Raw genomic sequence first — 15642 nt, forward strand, 5'->3', positions numbered from 1 at the left:
TCGACAGACGCGCTTGGCGGCGCGGCTCTGACCGGCTCTTTATGGCCGGGGGCGAGCGTGCTGTCCAGAGGGAAACCTTAAAAGCGTTCGAGCTGTCTCACGGCAGCTTCTCACCCCCCGGCTTTCGGTCCGCCACCGATGCTGGAAAATGTTCCAGACCGGAACAATTTCCGCCGGCTGTGAGAAGCCGGTTCGAACCGTGAGGCTATACACCCATGAAAACCGTTCTCAACGGGAACGCTTTATCGCGCCGCTCGATCCTCTTTGGCCTGGCCGCCGCGCCGGCCGCTGGCGTGGCGCTCGGCGCTATCGAACATTGTTCCGGAGTGGAGCAGGGTTCTGCGCTCGATCGCCTTCAGCATCATCTTCTCATGGCCGCAGCGGCGGCCGACGACTTGATTGCCGCGCGCCCGGATAGTCGCTGGGTAATGACGGCAAGGCGAAAGAAGGGAGAGTTCTCCTACCAGGTGGACCGATTCGATCTCATCTCGGAGACCATCAACGGCATCCCCGGCGGCCTGAAATGGGAGCGCGCCACCACGGTTTTGGCGGGGAAGCCTTCAAATGGCTGAGCGCGGCGTTGAAGACATCATCATCGAAATGGAGCCGAGCCTGTCGGAAGCCGCGATCTTGGCGCGCGCGGTTTTCATGATCTCGGAAAGCCGTATCCTGCCCATCGATCGCGAACTCGCCAACGTCATCTGCAGCCTCGCTCAGCGGTGCGTTAACCAGATCGAAGACGCGGAAATGAGGCGCACTGAGGCTTGGGCTGCGATCGCTGACACACGGGAAACGGCTGCTGTAACAGGCTGATTTTGGTGGCTAATTTAGCCACCATCGGTGCGGAAATTCCGCACCTCGTGGTGGGGAAATTCCCCACCTGCTTGGGCGTTCCTTTTCGAAACGGCCAACTGGGGAATTTCCCCAGTTAAAGGGTCAGCAAATTTGCCGACCCTACCCTGCCGGGTATATCGGCAGGGGGGTATTAGCAATCTCTACCATTGACACGGATTGGCGCATCTGAATATTTTGGGAAACTTTACCAAAGAGGTGATTCATGCGCTCTCGTGAACTTCAGCAATTTCTCGCTTCTATCACTGGCCGGCCGCTGAGCGAGATCGATCAGCGCTGTAGGCCACTACGAGAAGAATTGAAGATTGCAACCGGTCCGCGAGGCCAATCCGCACCACACATGACTATCGGCGAAGGGCTTTTTCACATCCTCTCCCTTGTATCTCGGCGCCCGGCTGATGCGTTCCAAGTGGCCGAGCATCTGTTTTCGAACTGCTGCTTGATCAGGAGCCCGGATCAGCCGGGCCTGTCAGAAGCCTTTCGCGGTGAGGGCAGAAAGCTGGCCAATTTCATGTTAGTTGCAATGAACAGGGGTTATGAAGCGGCGGGCTTCAAGATCAAAAGTTTCGAATTGCAGGAAGATGGTAGCGCGGCCTGGATGACATTCGACCGGCGCTCCCTTCATAACGTACGGTTCTTCTTCAGCAGCTCGGAACATCTGCAGAAATTGCCGAATGAAGAGGCCGAACGCATCTTCCACTCTGTAGATTCGAATTCTGCCGGCAATCGATTCTTCATCGGGGTCGACCACCTCAAGTCACTAGGAAAGCGCATCTTGATCGATAATCCAGGTTCTGGAGGATCGCCGGATTGCGCTGATCATCTCAATGATGATGAACTGGTCGTAGCCACTACGAACGACGGCACCGCTTAAAATGTCCAGCGCGACCCTCAACCTCAAGGTATCGCCAAGGCGCATGCTCGACGTGCGAGAGGCTGCGGAATACTGCGGCATCACGCCAAAGCGGTTCCCGGCCGAGTGCGGCGTCTCACCGGTTTCGATGCCGAATGGCAATCGCCGCTATGACATGCGCGACCTCGATGCGTGGCTCGACAGTTTGAAAGGTGGCGCTGCGTCGAGCGACGACGAGTTGATTGGAAAGCTCGGCTGATGGCGATAGTGCGCGTCAAGGGCTTCAAGATCTGGCGCGACCGGAAGCCGCCGTTCAAATGGCGATGCCAGCATCGCAAGACCGGCGCCATGGTCGACCTGGCCAAGTTCCCGCTGGGCGGCATCACATTCTTCGCAGAATGCGCGCGCATCGTCGCGTTGGTCGACAAGTCCGACAATCCGAAGCCTGGCACGCTGGGGCAGCTCATAGCGCGCTATCGTGGAAGCCCATACTTCACCGATCTCGCGGCACGCACCCGCGACGATTACCAGAAGTGCTTCGACTATCTGCAGCCGATCGCCGACACGATGCTCGACCGGTTTACGTCGCCGCTTGTCGTCAGGATCCGCGATAAGGCGGCGGGGAAGCACGGCCGGCGCTTCGGCAACTACGTCCGGACGGTGATGGCGCTGCTGTTCGCCTGGGGTGTCGAACGCGGCTATCTGAAGATCAACCCGGCGGCTAAAATCAAGGGCATACGCCGGCCGCGCGGAGCGCCGGACGCCAACCGGCCATGGGCCGACAGCGAGCGCGATGCTGTAGAGGCTGCGTTGCCGGCGCATATGGCGCTGCCAGTCTCGCTGATGATGTATTGCGGGCTCGACCCGCAGGACGCGCTTAAAATCCCGCCCACGGCCATTTCTGGCGGTATGATCGACGCGCGGCGCGGCAAGACCGGCGAGCCTGTCTGGTATCCGCTCCCGGCGCCCGTTCTGGCCGCGCTCGAGGCGGCGCCGAAGCATGACGCCATCACTCTTTGCGCCAACAGCTTTGGCCGGCCGTGGACGGTCTCGGGCTTCCGTGCATCGTGGCGGCCGATCCGGCAGGAGCTGGAGAAGTCCGGCGCCGTCCAGTCAGGCCTGACGCTCAAGGGTCTTCGCCACACCGTCGCAACCATCCTGGCCGAGATGGGCTACGACGAGCGCACCATCGCCGACATGCTCGGTCAGAAGACGATCGAGATGGCTCGGCACTATTCCAAGCGCGCCAACAAGGCGCGGAAAATGACAGCTGTCGTGTCGAGCTTCGACGCCGAAGTGAACAGGCGGCGAACAAAAACTGTCAAACCCGCCTGACAAAAAACGTCAAACTCAAAGGCTTGCAGAAATGAAACGCGGCGAAAAGCACAGCAATAACAAGGCTGTAGAATGGTGCCCAGAGGCGGATTCGAACCACCGACACGCGGATTTTCAGTCCGCTGCTCTACCAACTGAGCTATCTGGGCCTGCGCCGGCTAACGGGATGCGCCCACCGGGTTTCGCGAGGGCACCAGGCGGCGCCCCTTGAAAGCGCGTGGGTTATAGCACGGGAATCTTGGCTGTCCAGCGCCTAACGGGCGATTTTCCGGGGCAATTGTCGCAGCCGCGCAATGGGGTTCGAACGATGTCGGCAAAGGAGCAATCGCACTTGCCGGCAAAGCCGGGATCTGATTGCCCGCAACCACCCTAAGCATGTCTCCCGCAGTGGAAACCGGTTTCGGGATAAAGACATGCGTAAAATCAAAACCTAAAGCGCATGGAGCGATCTGAAAGATCGCGACGCGGTTTAGAAGGGGGCGTGCCGCTGGCGCTTAGCCCTCGTCCTTGGGGCCAGGCTTCGGGCTGTCCTCGTCTTCCTCTTCACGGCCGGGGATGACATAGGCGCCCTTCAGCCAGCGATTGAGGTCGATGTCCTTGCAGCGCGCGGAGCAGAACGGATAGTGCTCGCGCGAGGACGGTTTTCCGCATTCGGGGCAGGGCCGCTTCGGCCGAAGCGGTGTCACCTTGTCGTCCAGGCTCATGGCCGCGCGACGTGCCAGTTCTTGTGCGCCTTGAAGCCTTCGCCGGAAAGCAGCGCCACGCTCTCATAAAGCGGCAGGCCGACCACATTGGTGTAGGAGCCGACCAGCTTGACCACGAAGGAGCCGGCCAGGCCTTGCACGGCATAGCCGCCGGCCTTGCCACGCCATTCGCCGGAGGCGACATAGGCGTCGATCTCCTCGCGCGGCAGCCGCTTGAAGCGCACCCTGGTCTCCACCAGCCGCTGGCGCAGCTTGCCGCCGGGCGTGATCAGGCAGACGCCGGAATGGACGCGGTGCGAGCGGCCGGAGAGCAGGCCGAGGCAATTGATGGCGTCGTCGATCGTCTCGGCCTTGGGCAGGATGCGCCGCCCCACCGCCACCACCGTGTCGGCGGCGAGGATGAAGGCGGGCGCGTAATCTTCCTCGCTTTTCAGCGAGGCCAGCGCCTTCTCGGCCTTGTCCTTGGACAGGCGCTTGGCCAGCGAACGCGGATGCTCGGCGCGCTGCGGCGTCTCGTCGACATCGGCGGGCAGCACCCGGTCCGGCTCGATGCCGGCCTGCTGCAAGAGTTCGATGCGGCGCGGCGAACCCGAGGCAAGCACGAGCTTCTGCAGGATGCTCATCGTGCTTAACGCCGATTTGCTACTTGAAACGGTAGGTGATGCGGCCCTTGGTCAGGTCGTAAGGCGTCATCTCGACCAGGACCTTGTCACCGGTCAGCACGCGGATGCGGTTCTTGCGCATGCGGCCGGCCGTGTGGGCGATGATTTCATGTTCGTTTTCGAGCTTCACGCGGAACATCGCATTGGGCAGCAGTTCGGTGACCACACCTGGAAACTCGAGGACTTCTTCCTTCGGCATTCGATACCTTTGCTTGGATGGTAGTTCCAGCACCCGGCTGGAAATTGCGGCGGAACCTATATGATAATCGTGCGCTTGTGAACACGCTTAATCCGTGGCGTTTGCTGCCTCTGGAAGCAGGAAACGTCGGCTTATGCGCGTTTTCAGCCGCTCGCGCACGTCGCGATAGGCCGCCATGATGTGCTCGCGCGTCCCGCCGGTGTCGGTCGGGTCCGGCATCGGCCAGTATTCGACCTCGACGGCGAGTGAGCGGGTGAGCTCGAGCGCGGCGTGGTGCGCCTCCGGCGCCAGCGTCACGATCAGGTCGAAATAATCATCCTCCAGATCCTCCAGCGTCCGGGGTTGGCGCTCGCCAAGCGACAGGTCGTCCTCGGCAAGCACCGCATCGACGAACGGATCGCGCTCGCCGGCGCGCACGCCGGCCGAAGCGACGAAGGTGGTGGCAGGCAGCATGCGGCGCGCCAGCTGCTCCGCGATCGGCGAGCGCACGGCGTTCATGCCGCACAAAAACAGGATCGAGTGGGGCAGGGCGGCCGGCACTAGAGCATGATCCCAAAAAGTGGGAACCGGTTTTTGGAAAAGATCATGCTCCAACAAAAGACCATGATCCCAAAAAGTGGGAACCGGTTTTCGGAAGAGATCATGCGCCAACAAAAGACCATGATCCCAAAAAGTGGGAACCGGTTTTTGGAAAAGATCATGCTCCAACAAAGAGCTGGACCAGGACGGCGGTTCAACGAAACGTCATCCTGATCTAGCCCCGCCAGTGCAGCACGCAGACCAGCGTGAACAGCCGCCGCGCCGTGTCGAAGTCGATCTCGATCTTGCCGGCGAGCCGATCCATCAGGGTCTGCGAGCCCTCATTGTGCAGGCCGCGCCGCCCCATGTCGATCGCCTCGATATGGCTGGGCGTCGAGGAGCGGATGGCCTCGTAATAGCTTTCGCAGATCAAATAATAGTCCTTGACGATGCGCCTGAGCGGCGTCAGCGACAGGATGTGGGTGACCACCTCGGCGCCGTTCTCGCGGCTGACGGCAAAGACCAGGCGCGACTCGGCCAGCGAAAGCTTGAGCCTGTAAGGACCCGCGCCGTCGTCGTTGACCGGCCGAAAACTGTTCTCCTCGATGAGATCGAAGATCGCCACCGCCCGCTCGTGCTCGACGTCGGGCGTCGAACGTCCGATCGTTTCGTCGAGCTCGACGTCGGTCAGCCTGTGGCGGGTTTGGTCGCGGCCGGGCATCGCTACATGTTCAGCCGGATCGCGACGGAGCGGGCATGCGCATCGAGCCCCTCCGCCTTGGCAAGCGCGATCGCGGCGGGCGCCAGCGCCTTGAGCTGCTGCGGCCCGAGCTTCAGGATCGAGGTGCGCTTGACGAAATCGAGCACGGACAGGCCCGAGGAGAAACGCGCCGAACGTGCTGTCGGCAACACGTGGTTGGAGCCGCCGACATAGTCGCCGATCACTTCCGGAGTGTGCCGGCCAATGAACACGGCGCCCGCGTTGCGCATCCTGGAAAGGAAGCCCTCGGCATCGTCGAAGGCGAGCTCGACATGTTCCGCCGCGATCCTGTCGACCAGCGGCAGCGAGGCATCGAGCGTCGGCACCAGGATCACCGCGCCGAAATCGCGCCAGCTGGCGGCCGCCGTCTCGCCGCGCGGCAGGACTTGCAACTGGCGTTCGACCGCCTGCTCGACCGCCCTGCCGAATTCGGCATTGTCGGTGATCAGGATCGACTGCGCCGAGACATCATGCTCGGCCTGCGCCAGAAGGTCGGCCGCGATCCAGTCCGGATCGTTGTCGGCACGGGCCACCACCAGCACTTCCGACGGTCCGGCGATCATGTCGATGCCGACCGTGCCGAACACCTGGCGCTTGGCCGCCGCGACATAGGCATTGCCGGGACCGACGATCTTGGCGACCGGCCTGATCGTCTGGGTGCCATAGGCAAGCGCCGCAACGGCCTGCGCGCCGCCGACGCGGTAGATCTCCGAAACGCCGGCAAGGTCGGCCGCCACCAGCACCAGCGGATTGATGACGCCGCCCGACGCCGGCACGACGATGACGATGCGCTCGACGCCGGCGACCTTGGCCGGCACGGCGTTCATTAGCACCGAGCTTGGATAGCTCGCCGTGCCGCCGGGCACATAAAGGCCGACGGCCTCGATCGCCGTCCAGCGCGAGCCCAGCTCGACGCCAGCGGCATCCGTGTAGCGGTCGTCCTTCGGCTTTTGCCGCTCGTGATGCGAACGGATACGGTCGCGCGCGAATTTGAGCGCCTCGACGGTGGCCGGATCGGCCGCTTCATAGGCCTTGGCGATGTCGTCCTTCGACACGGCGATGCCGAGCGCGCCGAGATCGGCTTTGTCGAATTTCAGCGTGTAGTCGATCAGCGCCTTGTCGCCTTCGGCGCGCACGCGGGAGATGATGTCGCGCACCACGGCCTCGACATCGGCCGACACTTCCCGCTTGGTGGTGAGGAAGGCCGAAAAGCGCTGCTCGAAATCGGTATCGGTCTGGCGGAGCGTGATGGCCATCGTCAGCCTCTGTGCACAGGTCGCGAGGTGGCTTCCCAGGCGCCGCCGACATCGGCAAGCCGTGCCTCGACGCATTCGACGTCGAGCATGATGGTGCCGCCGCCCGAAAACACCAATTCGACGATGCCGGCCGGCTTGCTGATGGCAATGAAGCTGATCGCCAGCAGCGACAGCACTTCGGCGGGCTTGTCGCGTTGAATGCCGCTGGTCTTGACGCCGAGCACGCGGTCGAAATGCAGAACGCTCTGCCGCCGTTCATTGTGCTGGCGAAAGAGGCCCGATTTCGCCTCCCAGACGAAGCGGTTCATGGTCAGCACGAAGCGCTTGGCCGCCGGCAGGTACTCCAGGTCGGAGACCTTCATCACGGCGTCCTGGACATGCGCCGAGACGATGCTCAGATCCTGATCGTCGAGCGCGATGAGCTTGAGAGCCATGCGGAATACGCACCTGAACGTTGACAATGCAACGTTCTGTTATGCGGTCTTTCCGCTCGGCGCAACCGCTGGGAAAGAATGCCGCGGTACGTCAGCCCGAAATGCGCTCGATCACCGCGCCGCAGCCCGAGAGCTTCTCTTCCAGCCGCTCGAAGCCGCGGTCGAGGTGGTAGACGCGGTTGACCGTGGTCTCGCCTTCGGCCGCAAGGCCGGCGATCACCAGCGACACCGAGGCGCGCAAATCGGTCGCCATGACGGGAGCGCCCTTGAGCTTGGCGACGCCGTCGACGATCGCCGTCTGGCCGGAAAGCGTGATGTGGGCGCCGAGCCGGGCAAGCTCCTGCACATGCATGAAGCGGTTTTCGAAGATCGTCTCGGTGATGCGCGATTTGCCCTTGGCCATGGTCATCAGGCCCATGAACTGCGCCTGCAGGTCGGTCGGGAAGGCGGGGAAGGGCGCGGTGGTCACGTCGACCGGCGCAATGCCGGCGCCGTTGCGCTTGACGCGGATGCCCTCGTTGGTCGGCGTGATCTCGGCGCCGGTCTCGACGAGAACGTCGAGCGCCGTCTGCAACAGGTCGGGCCGCGCGCCTTCCAGCACCACATCGCCGCCGGTCATCGCCACCGCCATGGCATAGGTGCCGGTCTCGATGCGATCGGGGATGACGCGGACACGGGCGCCGGACAGCGCCTCGACGCCCTGGATGGTGATGGTGGAGGTGCCGGCGCCGTGGATCTTGGCGCCCATAGCGATCAGGCATTCGGCGAGATTGACGATCTCCGGCTCGCGCGCGGCGTTTTCGAGCACCGTCTCGCCCTTGGCGAGCGAGGCCGCCATCATCAGCACATGGGTGGCACCGACCGAAACCTTCGGGAAGACGTAACGATTGCCGACCAGGCGGCCATTCCGGGTCTTGGCCAGGACATAGCCATTGTCGACGTCGAGTTCCGCGCCAAGGACCTGCAGGCCCTCGAGGAACAGGTCGACAGGGCGCGTGCCGATGGCGCAGCCGCCGGGCAACGACACCTTGGCCTCGCCCATGCGGGCAAGCAGCGGCCCGATAACCCAGAAGGAGGCGCGCATCTTCGACACCAGCTCGTAAGGCGCGGTGGTGTCGACGATGTTGCGGGCGGAAAAATTGATCGTGCGCGAATAGCCTTTCTGCTGGCTCTCGCGGCGGCCGTTGACGGAATAGTCGACGCCGTGGTTGCCGAGGATGCGGATCAGCTGCTCGACATCGGCCAGATGCGGCACGTTTTCGAGCGTCAGGGTGTCGTCGGTGAGCAGCGAGGCGATCATCAGCGGCAGCGCCGCGTTCTTGGCGCCCGAGATCGGAATGGTACCGGCCAGCTCATTGCCGCCGACAATTCTGATGCGATCCATTAGAAAACGTCCCCTCGGCCAGAACAGGCCGGTTCAATCGGTTGATGCGCCCGGCTTAGACCATTGGCCGGCTTGGTTCAAGAAATAGGATTTTCCTGAAACCGGACCGACCATGGCCGGGCAGTATGGCTGATTTGGTCAGTCCTTGTGCATTTTTCCAGCAGCCGGCAAGCCTTCCGGCCGCTGATCGGCACTGCCGGTGCGGCGCGAGCGGGCCTGCGCCTTGCGCTTCTGCAGATTGGCGCGCAACGCTTCGGCCAGCCGTTCCTTGTGCACGGCTTCGCCCTTTTTCGGTGGATTTGTCTTCTCGCCCATCGTCCAATCCCTGACCGGTCAGCCGGCTGCTATTCCGCAAAGGGTAGCATTTTGGCCCGGCAATGTCATGAAAGCAGGCCGTCCGGCGGGTTTCACGCTGTGGATCGGCCGCGCATACCGCCCCAAACCGCTTAATGGCGGCCAAGAATCAGATGCGACGCTTTGGGTTTTTCTTGGCCTTGCGCTTGCCGGTTCGATATGGCAGAAGCGCCGCCATCGCAGGCTGCGGTAGCTCAGTGGTAGAGCACTCCCTTGGTAAGGGAGTAACCAGGATGGAAACGCGGCCCTTTTCCGAGCAAAATCAAATCGTTATCAGGCCGGACGTTTTCGGCTGGTGTAAGGTCTCGTTGCCAATATGGTTCCGTTGTAACGAGACGGCAAAGCGATGGTCAGGACTAACGGGACTCCAACAACCTCGCCAGCGCTATCACGAGACGCGCTTCTTGGGTCGGCTTACCAACGTTTGGCGCTTCGGCTAAAACTGCCCCACCGATAAGCTCTGGTCTGTCGTAGGCGCTCGCTACGGCGAATGGGACGCCCAAAGCACTCAGTCGTTCAGCCAGTGGCGTGACCAGCTCGTCGCCGAGATTTACGTCTAGCAAGGCGACAGACGGCAGTTCGCGTTCCAACAGCCGGGAAGCTGCCGCCACGGACGCCACTGGACCGACAACGTGCCATCCCTGCCGTTCGAGTATGGATTTGAGGTCCATCGCGATCAGAAATTCATCTTCCACGATCAGGACGGTTTTTTGCACGTGCCTTCAATCGGATTGGACCGGCTTTTTCAGCGGGATGGCCATTTCCACCTCCAAACCCGAGGCTGCATAGCTTTGTTCCACTTGGCCGCCGAGATTGTATGCCAAGGCGAACTGAATGAGCTGGGTCCCGTAGCCTGTAGAAGAAGGCGGGGCTACCTTCGGGCCACCGCGTTCCGTCCACTTCAGCCGCAACAGGTTCTTATCCTCGACGTCCCAGCGCAACAGGACCTGCCCGCCTGCAGTAGAGAGCGCCCCGTATTTGAGGGCGTTGGTCGCCAGCTCATGCAGAGCAAGCCCGAGAGACACCAACTGTTTGGTATCCAAATGAACCTGTGGCCCGCTCTCGATCTTTATGGCTTCAGGGGTCATTCGGAAGGGCTTCAGCGTGCGTTCTACCAAAGGCTCAAGGCTGCTATCCCCGCCGCCGATGAACCCCTGATCATTCGCCTCCGTTATGGCGGTCAGCCTGCCGAGAAACGCGTCTCGAAAGGTCTCCCCCGAGACGCCTTCAGCCTTGGTCTGGTTTGCGAGCGCCCGCACCAGTCCAAAGACGTTCTTCATTCGATGCCGAAGCTCGCCGACCAGAATTTCTATCTCCGCCTCTCTGCGCGTTCTGGTAGTGGCATCCACGAACGACAACAACATGGTGGTGCCCAGGTCGTCCGGGTTGAATACGGTCCGAGCCGTGACGAGCATCGTCCGCTGCCCCACTCCGGGGAAATCGTGATCCACTTGGTAATCGATGACGGCTGTGCTTCTCGGTATCACCTCCGAGAGGAGGCGACGAAGCTCTGGAATGTCCCATTGGCCATCCCCCAGGTCGTAAATCTGCTTCCCTATTGTGTCGTCGCGCTGGACCTTGAAAGTGCGGAAGAACGCGCGGTTGGCGCTCTGGATGCACAAAGCTCCATCCAAAACCAGCAACGGAACAGGGACCGTGTCCACGATCCCTTGGGCTTGCACGTGGCCGGTCCTCAGGATCCGGTAGAGGTCTTCCAAGTTCACCATGGCTGGGTCCCGAAGTGATAGCTTACCCGTATTAGGCAATGGTTTACCCCACAACCCTTGCTCGCTCAATTAGTCCACGGCTGGTTGGCATCGCCTTCTCATTCTCCTTCCGCTTTCCGGCGCTTCGATTGTTGGCCCTCGTTGGCTGGCCGGCGCTGCTTCTTTTTCCCGAACACTTTGTCGATGACGCCCTTGCCCTTTTTGGCGTGGGTGTAGTTTTCCATGAGCAGCTTCTTCGTCTTCCAACGGCCCTTTGCGGCCGTGGTAGCGACGTCAACGCCGTTCATCACAATCATCTCGGTCGCAAAGCTGTGGCGGCCTGGCTGATGGGTGCCGAGATAAGGAAGACCGGCTTTTTCACAGATGCGCTTGATATCTTTGTAAACTGACCGGCGCGTCATGAAGCCGAATAGACGCCCATTGGGCTTCTTGGCGGCGCGGCCGTTGTGACGCGCCCCCGAGCGTCTTCCCTTCCATGGGACCCGCACCTCCCATGCGGCCAGCCGTTCCCGCTTCCACTCCCGAAGCTGCTGGATGTCGTAGACCATCTCGATTGTGAGATCGGCCTCACCATCCTCGCCGTTCTTCATGTCGCGGAAGATCACCCTCCTATTCACCAGGTCGATGTCAGGGGAATCGTCCTCCAGCTTGATCGCATCCGAAATGCGGGCGCCGGTCTGGAACAGAAACAGCATCAAGGCGCTGAGGCGCGGGTCGTCACTCGCCTCGCGGAATGTGTCGATGTAGGAGCGATCGACGGCGCGCTTCGGCGCCGCGGTCGAAACCTTGACGTCGCGATCCTTCTTCGTGAAGCCCTTGATCAGCACCTCGCGACATTTGCCCTCGTCGGCCGCGAAGTTGATGACAGCGCGCGCCGGGATCACCGCCTGCCGGTTCCAGGTCGTGTAGACCGCTGTGGGATAGATCGCTTTCGCGGCGGCGCGCACATCCGAGCCCGTCATGTCGGAGATCCTGGTCTCCTTGAAATGCTCCAGCAAGGGCCGGATGAAGCGCTCGTCTTTGCCGGCGTCGAGGTAGAGCTCAACGGCTTGGGCAAAGGTGAAGCGGTCCTTTGGGTCGAGGTCGATCTCTTCCTGGGCGCGCAGCTCGCGATTCAGGCGGACCTTGTTCGCTTTGGCTTCGTCAGTTTCGCCAGTGCTCTCGTGTACGCGCTGCTCGCTTTTTTGGGTGGGGACTGAGCCCGTGAGCCACCAGAACCGGCCGCGCTTGTAGATGGTGAGCGGCATGACGCATTACCCCACAAAAACAACTCATCGATCTGCCGCGGCGAGATCAGCACCTGCCTGTCGACACAGTAGCAAAGGCCCGCCTTGATTGCCTTCTCGCGCAACGACCTCGCGGAAATACGCAACCCTTTGTCGTGAAAACGCGACGACCAGTATTCCGGCGTCTGCGACACGGTCAGCAGCTCGGGCGGGAGGTCGTTCATGCGCTCGTTCCGATCGCGGCGGCCATCTGCTGGAAATCTTCTTCGTCGGGCTCGCGCTCATGCGCATCGATGCGCGCCAGCTCGTCCCATTCCTCGCAGAGGTATTCGTATTCGGACTCGTCGCCGTCGAAGAACGGATGGCGGCCGACGTCGCGGTGCATGCGCCAGCGTGTTTCCTCGGCGTAGCGACGAGTATGGAAGGGCATCACCCAATCGGGCGGCGTCGTCTTCCAGGCGTCGTAGCTGGCCCATGGATCGCCGAGCATCATTTCGACCTTGGCTGGGAAATGCCGGGCAACGGGAACGGGTTCGGGACCTTGCCGGCGAGCATGCCGTGGTGCGCCCAATCCTGAGTGTAATCGCAGAAGGGGCAGATCCAGCCGCGCACCGTCGCCACCAGCGCGCCCGTGTCGCCATAGGCGTCCCGGTGTTCGCCGTCGCCGCGGTTCGGGCAGGTGAAGGGGTGGAGGTGGCCGCACGTTTGATTGTGGGCCAGGTTCTCGACTTGATCAGCGGTGAACGCCATCGGTGACCTCCTCGACCAACCAGGTCTGCGAATTTCCCTTGAAGCCGAAGAGGCTGTCGCCGGCCTCGATGACGGCGACAGCCCCGTCGCGCACCGCCGCGTGAACAACATGCTCAGGCACGACCTGGTAAGGCCCTTCGAACCACCACCGCCTCTGGCCACTGGAGAAGCCGAGGCGCAGGGAATCGCCCTTCGCAAGTCGCGCAATGACGGCGGCGACTTTCATGGCGCGCCTATTGGAAGGCGCGGCGCGCGGGTGTCTTGGTGCGGATCGGCGGCACCTTGGGATGGCGGCCGAGGCCAGAGGCTTTCGCCAGCTGCGACCGCGCGGCGGAATAGTTCGGCGCCACCATCGGATAATCCGCTGGCAGGCCCCACTTCGCGCGGTACGCGTCGGGCGTGAGGCCGTGGTCGGTCATCAAGTGCCGCTTGAGCGATTTGAACTTCAACCCGTCGTCCAGGCAGATGATGAAATCCGGATGGACCGACTTCTTGGGATTGACGGCCGGCTCCTTCGCGGCCGCGTTGACGATCATCGGGGCGTCGAGCTTGCGTACAGCGCCGTGAACGCTGGCGATCAGGTCGGGCAATTGCGCGGCCGGCACGGGGTTGTTTCCGACATAGGCCGAGACGATCGAGGCCGTTAGCTCGATGAAATTCTTGTCTTCCATGTTTACTCTCCGTGGTAGGGGTTGATGTCGTCGAGGTCAGATCGCCTCGGGTCGACCTGGTGACGGGCGCTCGTGCCCGATTGGTGCCGGCGTATCGAGGAGATCAATCTCCATCATGCCGGGGTAGCAGGTGGGGGAGCGGCGGCGGATCTGCCGACGCATGGCCGCGACGTTCAGCTGCTCGTAGCCGTGCCATTGCAGGAAGGCGGCGATCGTCTCGGCCGCCTCCGTCGGCTGCGTCAGCAACCGCTCAAATGACATGAGGAGCGTGGGGCAGCGGCTCTTGGCACCGACCGCCGCCATGTTCGATGGTCTGTCGGCTCGGATGCCAGCGACCATCGAGCGGATGCTTCTGCGGTTCGTCGCGACGCCGCTGAACATGAGCGAGACCATCTTCAACTGAGACTTGGCTTGCTCGTGCGGTTCCCGGTCGAGCCAGATCACAATGTGCTTGGGCATGTCGCCGATCGGCAACTCGGCCGGCCCGAGCAGCTTGATGGCTTGGCCGCGCAGCGCGGCGAAGGCGTTCGGGTCGAAGCTGCCGAACATGCTGGCGCTGCTTTCGAACGCCGGCCATTCGCCGACGCAGGGCACGCCGCCTGCATAGAGCATCTGCATCATCAGCGATGTCCCGCAGCGGCCCAGACCGGCGACGACTACTGCTGGCAAACTGCTCATGCTGGCTCTCTTTGCTACCAAATCGGTGCATATTGTAACCATTTTGGTTACAGCAAAGTCAAGCAAAAAAGGTCGTTTATTTTTCGCTAGGTCTTGGCGCTGAAAGCACCTGGCTGATCGGCAAAGAGGACTTTCGTTCGCCAATGCCGGCGCAGTCTATGTCCTATCCGGCGAAGCGCCTGCAGGGCCTTCCGCTCCAGCCACGGCTTCTCCATCAAGTTCCCGGGAAAGCGAGGATCGCTGTGCATGGCGAGTGCCGGCGCTTCGATCAAAGGGGAACCCTTGGGGTAGAAGCTCTGCGTTTGCACGCTGATGGCCGGGAGCATCTGATAGGATTTCAGACTGCTGGCTATCCCACAGGCGGGGTTGAACTTCACATGGTCGACCGCATCCGAAAATACCTTGGTGACGCGCAAAAGGCGCTCTGCCGCCGGTTTCGAGAGGATGTATCCGCCGGACCCGAAAGAGTAGCTGCGCAGGCGTGCCAGTTCGAAGCCGTCGCGCAGCGCATGTACCGTGCGGTCCAGCCAAACCCTTCCGACGACACTCTCGACCTTGACCAGGTCCGCATCGCCGGGGATCCAGCTGGACCCCTCAACGAGGAACAGACCTGCCCGCTTGGAGATCAACATGTCGTCTTCAAAAACGCAGCCGTAAGCGTCCTGGCCCGATGCGATCCGCTCCCAGCATTTGCGATGGCTCAGGAAGCAGCCCACCTCTTCCGGCGTCATTGGGGCCGCGCCGGGGACCGGCCTGTAGACGTCCGAAATTTGGGCATCGGTGAGCAGCCGCCCGTCCACCGCAGGAACTCGTTCGAAGTCCGCTCCGATAGCACTGAGGCGGTCAGCCATGCGCTGCATCCTGCCGGGGCTCCGGTCCAGGTTGATAATGTAAGATTTCATGGAGGTTGTTATTCGACACCAGTTGCGGGTCGATCCCTTACTTGAACCGCGCAACAAAGGCGGATCACGAGTGCTTGAGCCTAGTTGTGATCAGGGCGCGGCGCGCCGGCGCCGATGACGCGCAGGCCTGCCTCGGTGAGACGGACATAAGTCCCAGGGATAGCCGTCGCTCCCCTTGAGGCTCGCCCGGCCTGTAGGTTTCCACCAGGTTGCTATCCACGATTGACGTGATCGCTCGCGCGATTACCTGGTTGGCGGTGGCTTCGAAATTGCTGAAACGGCCCTCCCGCTGGAGGATCGTCAGGATGCGTTCGGGGGTGATCAGCTTTCGCGGAATCTCGTCGAGGCCGACCGACCAGCAGTCGATGAAGAACAT

Annotated in this window: 24 protein-coding genes and 2 tRNA genes; 6 read left to right on the forward strand and 20 right to left on the reverse strand. The window is 62.0% G+C overall.

All coding sequences use genetic code 11. The features are described from left to right. Window positions 1–215 precede the first annotated feature (215 nt). From EOA28_RS00785 to EOA28_RS00805, 5 genes are all read left to right on the forward strand, one after another. Entirely contained in the window at window positions 216–572 is a 357-nt protein-coding gene (locus EOA28_RS00785) for a hypothetical protein (RefSeq protein ID WP_128314351.1), read from the forward strand. Beyond that, window positions 565–813 (forward strand): hypothetical protein, encoded by a 249-nt coding sequence (locus tag EOA28_RS00790; protein ID WP_128314352.1) that lies wholly within the window; start codon window positions 565–567, stop codon window positions 811–813. The genes EOA28_RS00785 and EOA28_RS00790 overlap by 8 nt, the downstream gene beginning before the upstream one ends. A 244-nt stretch (window positions 814–1057) precedes the next feature. Then, window positions 1058–1726 (forward strand): hypothetical protein, encoded by a 669-nt coding sequence (locus tag EOA28_RS00795; RefSeq protein WP_128314353.1) that lies wholly within the window; start codon window positions 1058–1060, stop codon window positions 1724–1726. Window position 1727: 1 nt separating this feature from the next. Continuing rightward, window positions 1728–1964 (forward strand): hypothetical protein, encoded by a 237-nt coding sequence (locus EOA28_RS00800; RefSeq protein WP_128314354.1) that lies wholly within the window; start codon window positions 1728–1730, stop codon window positions 1962–1964. Beyond that, entirely contained in the window at window positions 1964–3040 is a 1077-nt protein-coding gene (locus tag EOA28_RS00805) for a tyrosine-type recombinase/integrase (protein WP_128314355.1), read from the forward strand. Before EOA28_RS00800 ends, EOA28_RS00805 begins: the two co-directional genes overlap by 1 nt. A gap of 73 nt (window positions 3041–3113) precedes the next feature. On the opposite strand, the gene EOA28_RS00810 is transcribed toward EOA28_RS00805, so the two are convergent. From EOA28_RS00810 to EOA28_RS38575, 10 genes are all read right to left on the reverse strand, one after another. After that, window positions 3114–3189: transfer RNA gene (locus tag EOA28_RS00810), tRNA-Phe, on the reverse strand. Window positions 3190–3534: 345 nt separating this feature from the next. Next, window positions 3535–3744, reverse strand: a complete 210-nt coding sequence (gene yacG, locus EOA28_RS00815; protein ID WP_126079135.1) for a DNA gyrase inhibitor YacG — start codon at window positions 3742–3744, stop codon at window positions 3535–3537. Then, window positions 3741–4367 carry a Maf-like protein gene (locus tag EOA28_RS00820; RefSeq protein ID WP_126079134.1) on the reverse strand — a complete coding sequence of 209 codons (627 nt, stop codon included), beginning with the start codon at window positions 4365–4367 and terminating at the stop codon, window positions 3741–3743. The genes yacG and EOA28_RS00820 overlap by 4 nt, the downstream gene beginning before the upstream one ends. 19 nt (window positions 4368–4386) lie before the next feature. After that, complete coding sequence (infA, locus tag EOA28_RS00825; RefSeq protein ID WP_006200926.1) at window positions 4387–4605, reverse strand: translation initiation factor IF-1; 219 nt, start codon at window positions 4603–4605, stop codon at window positions 4387–4389. 87 nt (window positions 4606–4692) lie between these two features. After that, entirely contained in the window at window positions 4693–5145 is a 453-nt protein-coding gene (locus EOA28_RS00830; protein WP_281058997.1) for a low molecular weight phosphatase family protein, read from the reverse strand. A gap of 214 nt (window positions 5146–5359) precedes the next feature. Next, entirely contained in the window at window positions 5360–5845 is a 486-nt protein-coding gene (locus tag EOA28_RS00835) for a UPF0262 family protein (RefSeq protein WP_126079133.1), read from the reverse strand. A gap of 2 nt (window positions 5846–5847) precedes the next feature. After that, the gene (hisD, locus tag EOA28_RS00840; protein ID WP_127251226.1) at window positions 5848–7140 is read right to left on the reverse strand and encodes a histidinol dehydrogenase; all 1293 of its coding nucleotides are present in this window, start codon (window positions 7138–7140) and stop codon (window positions 5848–5850) included. Window positions 7141–7142: 2 nt separating this feature from the next. Further along, entirely contained in the window at window positions 7143–7574 is a 432-nt protein-coding gene (locus EOA28_RS00845; RefSeq protein ID WP_127251225.1) for a DUF2948 family protein, read from the reverse strand. Between the two features lie 91 nt (window positions 7575–7665). Continuing rightward, window positions 7666–8958: a UDP-N-acetylglucosamine 1-carboxyvinyltransferase gene (gene murA / locus EOA28_RS00850; RefSeq protein ID WP_127251224.1), complete on the reverse strand. Its 1293-nt coding sequence runs from the start codon at window positions 8956–8958 to the stop codon at window positions 7666–7668. A gap of 138 nt (window positions 8959–9096) precedes the next feature. Beyond that, complete coding sequence (locus EOA28_RS38575) at window positions 9097–9273, reverse strand: hypothetical protein (RefSeq protein WP_189341867.1); 177 nt, start codon at window positions 9271–9273, stop codon at window positions 9097–9099. A gap of 222 nt (window positions 9274–9495) precedes the next feature. Between EOA28_RS38575 and EOA28_RS00855 the strand changes: the two genes are divergently transcribed. Continuing rightward, a tRNA-Thr gene (locus EOA28_RS00855) sits at window positions 9496–9571 on the forward strand. Window positions 9572–9668: 97 nt separating this feature from the next. Here EOA28_RS00855 and EOA28_RS00860 read toward each other — a convergent pair. The 10 genes from EOA28_RS00860 to EOA28_RS00905 all read right to left on the reverse strand — a co-directional run bounded on the left by EOA28_RS00860 (window position 9669) and on the right by EOA28_RS00905 (window position 15642). After that, window positions 9669–10028 (reverse strand): response regulator, encoded by a 360-nt coding sequence (locus tag EOA28_RS00860; RefSeq protein WP_128314356.1) that lies wholly within the window; start codon window positions 10026–10028, stop codon window positions 9669–9671. Between the two features lie 6 nt (window positions 10029–10034). Further along, window positions 10035–11039, reverse strand: a complete 1005-nt coding sequence (locus tag EOA28_RS00865; RefSeq protein ID WP_348633418.1) for an HWE histidine kinase domain-containing protein — start codon at window positions 11037–11039, stop codon at window positions 10035–10037. 98 nt (window positions 11040–11137) lie between these two features. Beyond that, window positions 11138–12286, reverse strand: a complete 1149-nt coding sequence (locus tag EOA28_RS00870; RefSeq protein WP_128314357.1) for a tyrosine-type recombinase/integrase — start codon at window positions 12284–12286, stop codon at window positions 11138–11140. Window positions 12287–12485: 199 nt separating this feature from the next. Continuing rightward, complete coding sequence (locus EOA28_RS00875; RefSeq protein ID WP_128314358.1) at window positions 12486–12758, reverse strand: hypothetical protein; 273 nt, start codon at window positions 12756–12758, stop codon at window positions 12486–12488. Next, window positions 12755–13015 (reverse strand): hypothetical protein, encoded by a 261-nt coding sequence (locus tag EOA28_RS00880; RefSeq protein WP_128314359.1) that lies wholly within the window; start codon window positions 13013–13015, stop codon window positions 12755–12757. Before EOA28_RS00880 ends, EOA28_RS00875 begins: the two co-directional genes overlap by 4 nt. After that, complete coding sequence (locus tag EOA28_RS00885) at window positions 12999–13241, reverse strand: hypothetical protein (RefSeq protein ID WP_128314360.1); 243 nt, start codon at window positions 13239–13241, stop codon at window positions 12999–13001. The genes EOA28_RS00880 and EOA28_RS00885 overlap by 17 nt, the downstream gene beginning before the upstream one ends. Window positions 13242–13248: 7 nt before the next feature. After that, on the reverse strand, window positions 13249–13686 hold the full coding sequence (locus EOA28_RS00890) for a MucR family transcriptional regulator (RefSeq protein ID WP_128314361.1): 438 nt from the start codon (window positions 13684–13686) through the stop codon (window positions 13249–13251). A gap of 36 nt (window positions 13687–13722) precedes the next feature. Next, complete coding sequence (locus EOA28_RS00895) at window positions 13723–14364, reverse strand: hypothetical protein (protein ID WP_128314362.1); 642 nt, start codon at window positions 14362–14364, stop codon at window positions 13723–13725. Window positions 14365–14450: 86 nt separating this feature from the next. Continuing rightward, window positions 14451–15266 (reverse strand): glycosyltransferase family 25 protein, encoded by an 816-nt coding sequence (locus EOA28_RS00900; RefSeq protein WP_128314363.1) that lies wholly within the window; start codon window positions 15264–15266, stop codon window positions 14451–14453. 64 nt (window positions 15267–15330) lie between these two features. Next, window positions 15331–15642 carry a hypothetical protein gene (locus tag EOA28_RS00905; protein WP_128314364.1) on the reverse strand — a complete coding sequence of 104 codons (312 nt, stop codon included), beginning with the start codon at window positions 15640–15642 and terminating at the stop codon, window positions 15331–15333.

The sequence above is a fragment of the Mesorhizobium sp. M2A.F.Ca.ET.067.02.1.1 genome, from assembly GCF_004023285.1.
In the GTDB taxonomy this organism is placed as follows: domain Bacteria; phylum Pseudomonadota; class Alphaproteobacteria; order Rhizobiales; family Rhizobiaceae; genus Mesorhizobium.

Excerpts from the sequence above, each read along its gene's own strand:
- murA (WP_127251224.1), bottom strand. The coding sequence starts at position 8,958 with ATGGATCGCATCAGAATTGTCGGCGGCAATGAGCTGGCCGGTACCATT.
- EOA28_RS00890 (WP_128314361.1), bottom strand. The coding sequence starts at position 13,686 with ATGGAAGACAAGAATTTCATCGAGCTAACGGCCTCGATCGTCTCGGCC.
- EOA28_RS00835 (WP_126079133.1), bottom strand. The coding sequence starts at position 5,845 with ATGCCCGGCCGCGACCAAACCCGCCACAGGCTGACCGACGTCGAGCTC.
- EOA28_RS00845 (WP_127251225.1), bottom strand. The coding sequence starts at position 7,574 with ATGGCTCTCAAGCTCATCGCGCTCGACGATCAGGATCTGAGCATCGTC.
- EOA28_RS00805 (WP_128314355.1), top strand. The coding sequence starts at position 1,964 with ATGGCGATAGTGCGCGTCAAGGGCTTCAAGATCTGGCGCGACCGGAAG.
- EOA28_RS00795 (WP_128314353.1), top strand. The coding sequence starts at position 1,058 with ATGCGCTCTCGTGAACTTCAGCAATTTCTCGCTTCTATCACTGGCCGG.
- EOA28_RS00820 (WP_126079134.1), bottom strand. The coding sequence starts at position 4,367 with ATGAGCATCCTGCAGAAGCTCGTGCTTGCCTCGGGTTCGCCGCGCCGC.
- EOA28_RS38575 (WP_189341867.1), bottom strand. The coding sequence starts at position 9,273 with ATGGGCGAGAAGACAAATCCACCGAAAAAGGGCGAAGCCGTGCACAAG.
- hisD (WP_127251226.1), bottom strand. The coding sequence starts at position 7,140 with ATGGCCATCACGCTCCGCCAGACCGATACCGATTTCGAGCAGCGCTTT.
- EOA28_RS00895 (WP_128314362.1), bottom strand. The coding sequence starts at position 14,364 with ATGAGCAGTTTGCCAGCAGTAGTCGTCGCCGGTCTGGGCCGCTGCGGG.
- EOA28_RS00870 (WP_128314357.1), bottom strand. The coding sequence starts at position 12,286 with ATGCCGCTCACCATCTACAAGCGCGGCCGGTTCTGGTGGCTCACGGGC.
- EOA28_RS00885 (WP_128314360.1), bottom strand. The coding sequence starts at position 13,241 with ATGAAAGTCGCCGCCGTCATTGCGCGACTTGCGAAGGGCGATTCCCTG.
- EOA28_RS00785 (WP_128314351.1), top strand. The coding sequence starts at position 216 with ATGAAAACCGTTCTCAACGGGAACGCTTTATCGCGCCGCTCGATCCTC.
- EOA28_RS00875 (WP_128314358.1), bottom strand. The coding sequence starts at position 12,758 with ATGATGCTCGGCGATCCATGGGCCAGCTACGACGCCTGGAAGACGACG.
- EOA28_RS00865 (WP_348633418.1), bottom strand. The coding sequence starts at position 11,039 with ATGGTGAACTTGGAAGACCTCTACCGGATCCTGAGGACCGGCCACGTG.
- EOA28_RS00880 (WP_128314359.1), bottom strand. The coding sequence starts at position 13,015 with ATGGCGTTCACCGCTGATCAAGTCGAGAACCTGGCCCACAATCAAACG.
- yacG (WP_126079135.1), bottom strand. The coding sequence starts at position 3,744 with ATGAGCCTGGACGACAAGGTGACACCGCTTCGGCCGAAGCGGCCCTGC.
- EOA28_RS00800 (WP_128314354.1), top strand. The coding sequence starts at position 1,728 with ATGTCCAGCGCGACCCTCAACCTCAAGGTATCGCCAAGGCGCATGCTC.
- EOA28_RS00900 (WP_128314363.1), bottom strand. The coding sequence starts at position 15,266 with ATGAAATCTTACATTATCAACCTGGACCGGAGCCCCGGCAGGATGCAG.
- infA (WP_006200926.1), bottom strand. The coding sequence starts at position 4,605 with ATGCCGAAGGAAGAAGTCCTCGAGTTTCCAGGTGTGGTCACCGAACTG.
- EOA28_RS00790 (WP_128314352.1), top strand. The coding sequence starts at position 565 with ATGGCTGAGCGCGGCGTTGAAGACATCATCATCGAAATGGAGCCGAGC.
- EOA28_RS00905 (WP_128314364.1), bottom strand. The coding sequence starts at position 15,642 with ATGTTCTTCATCGACTGCTGGTCGGTCGGCCTCGACGAGATTCCGCGA.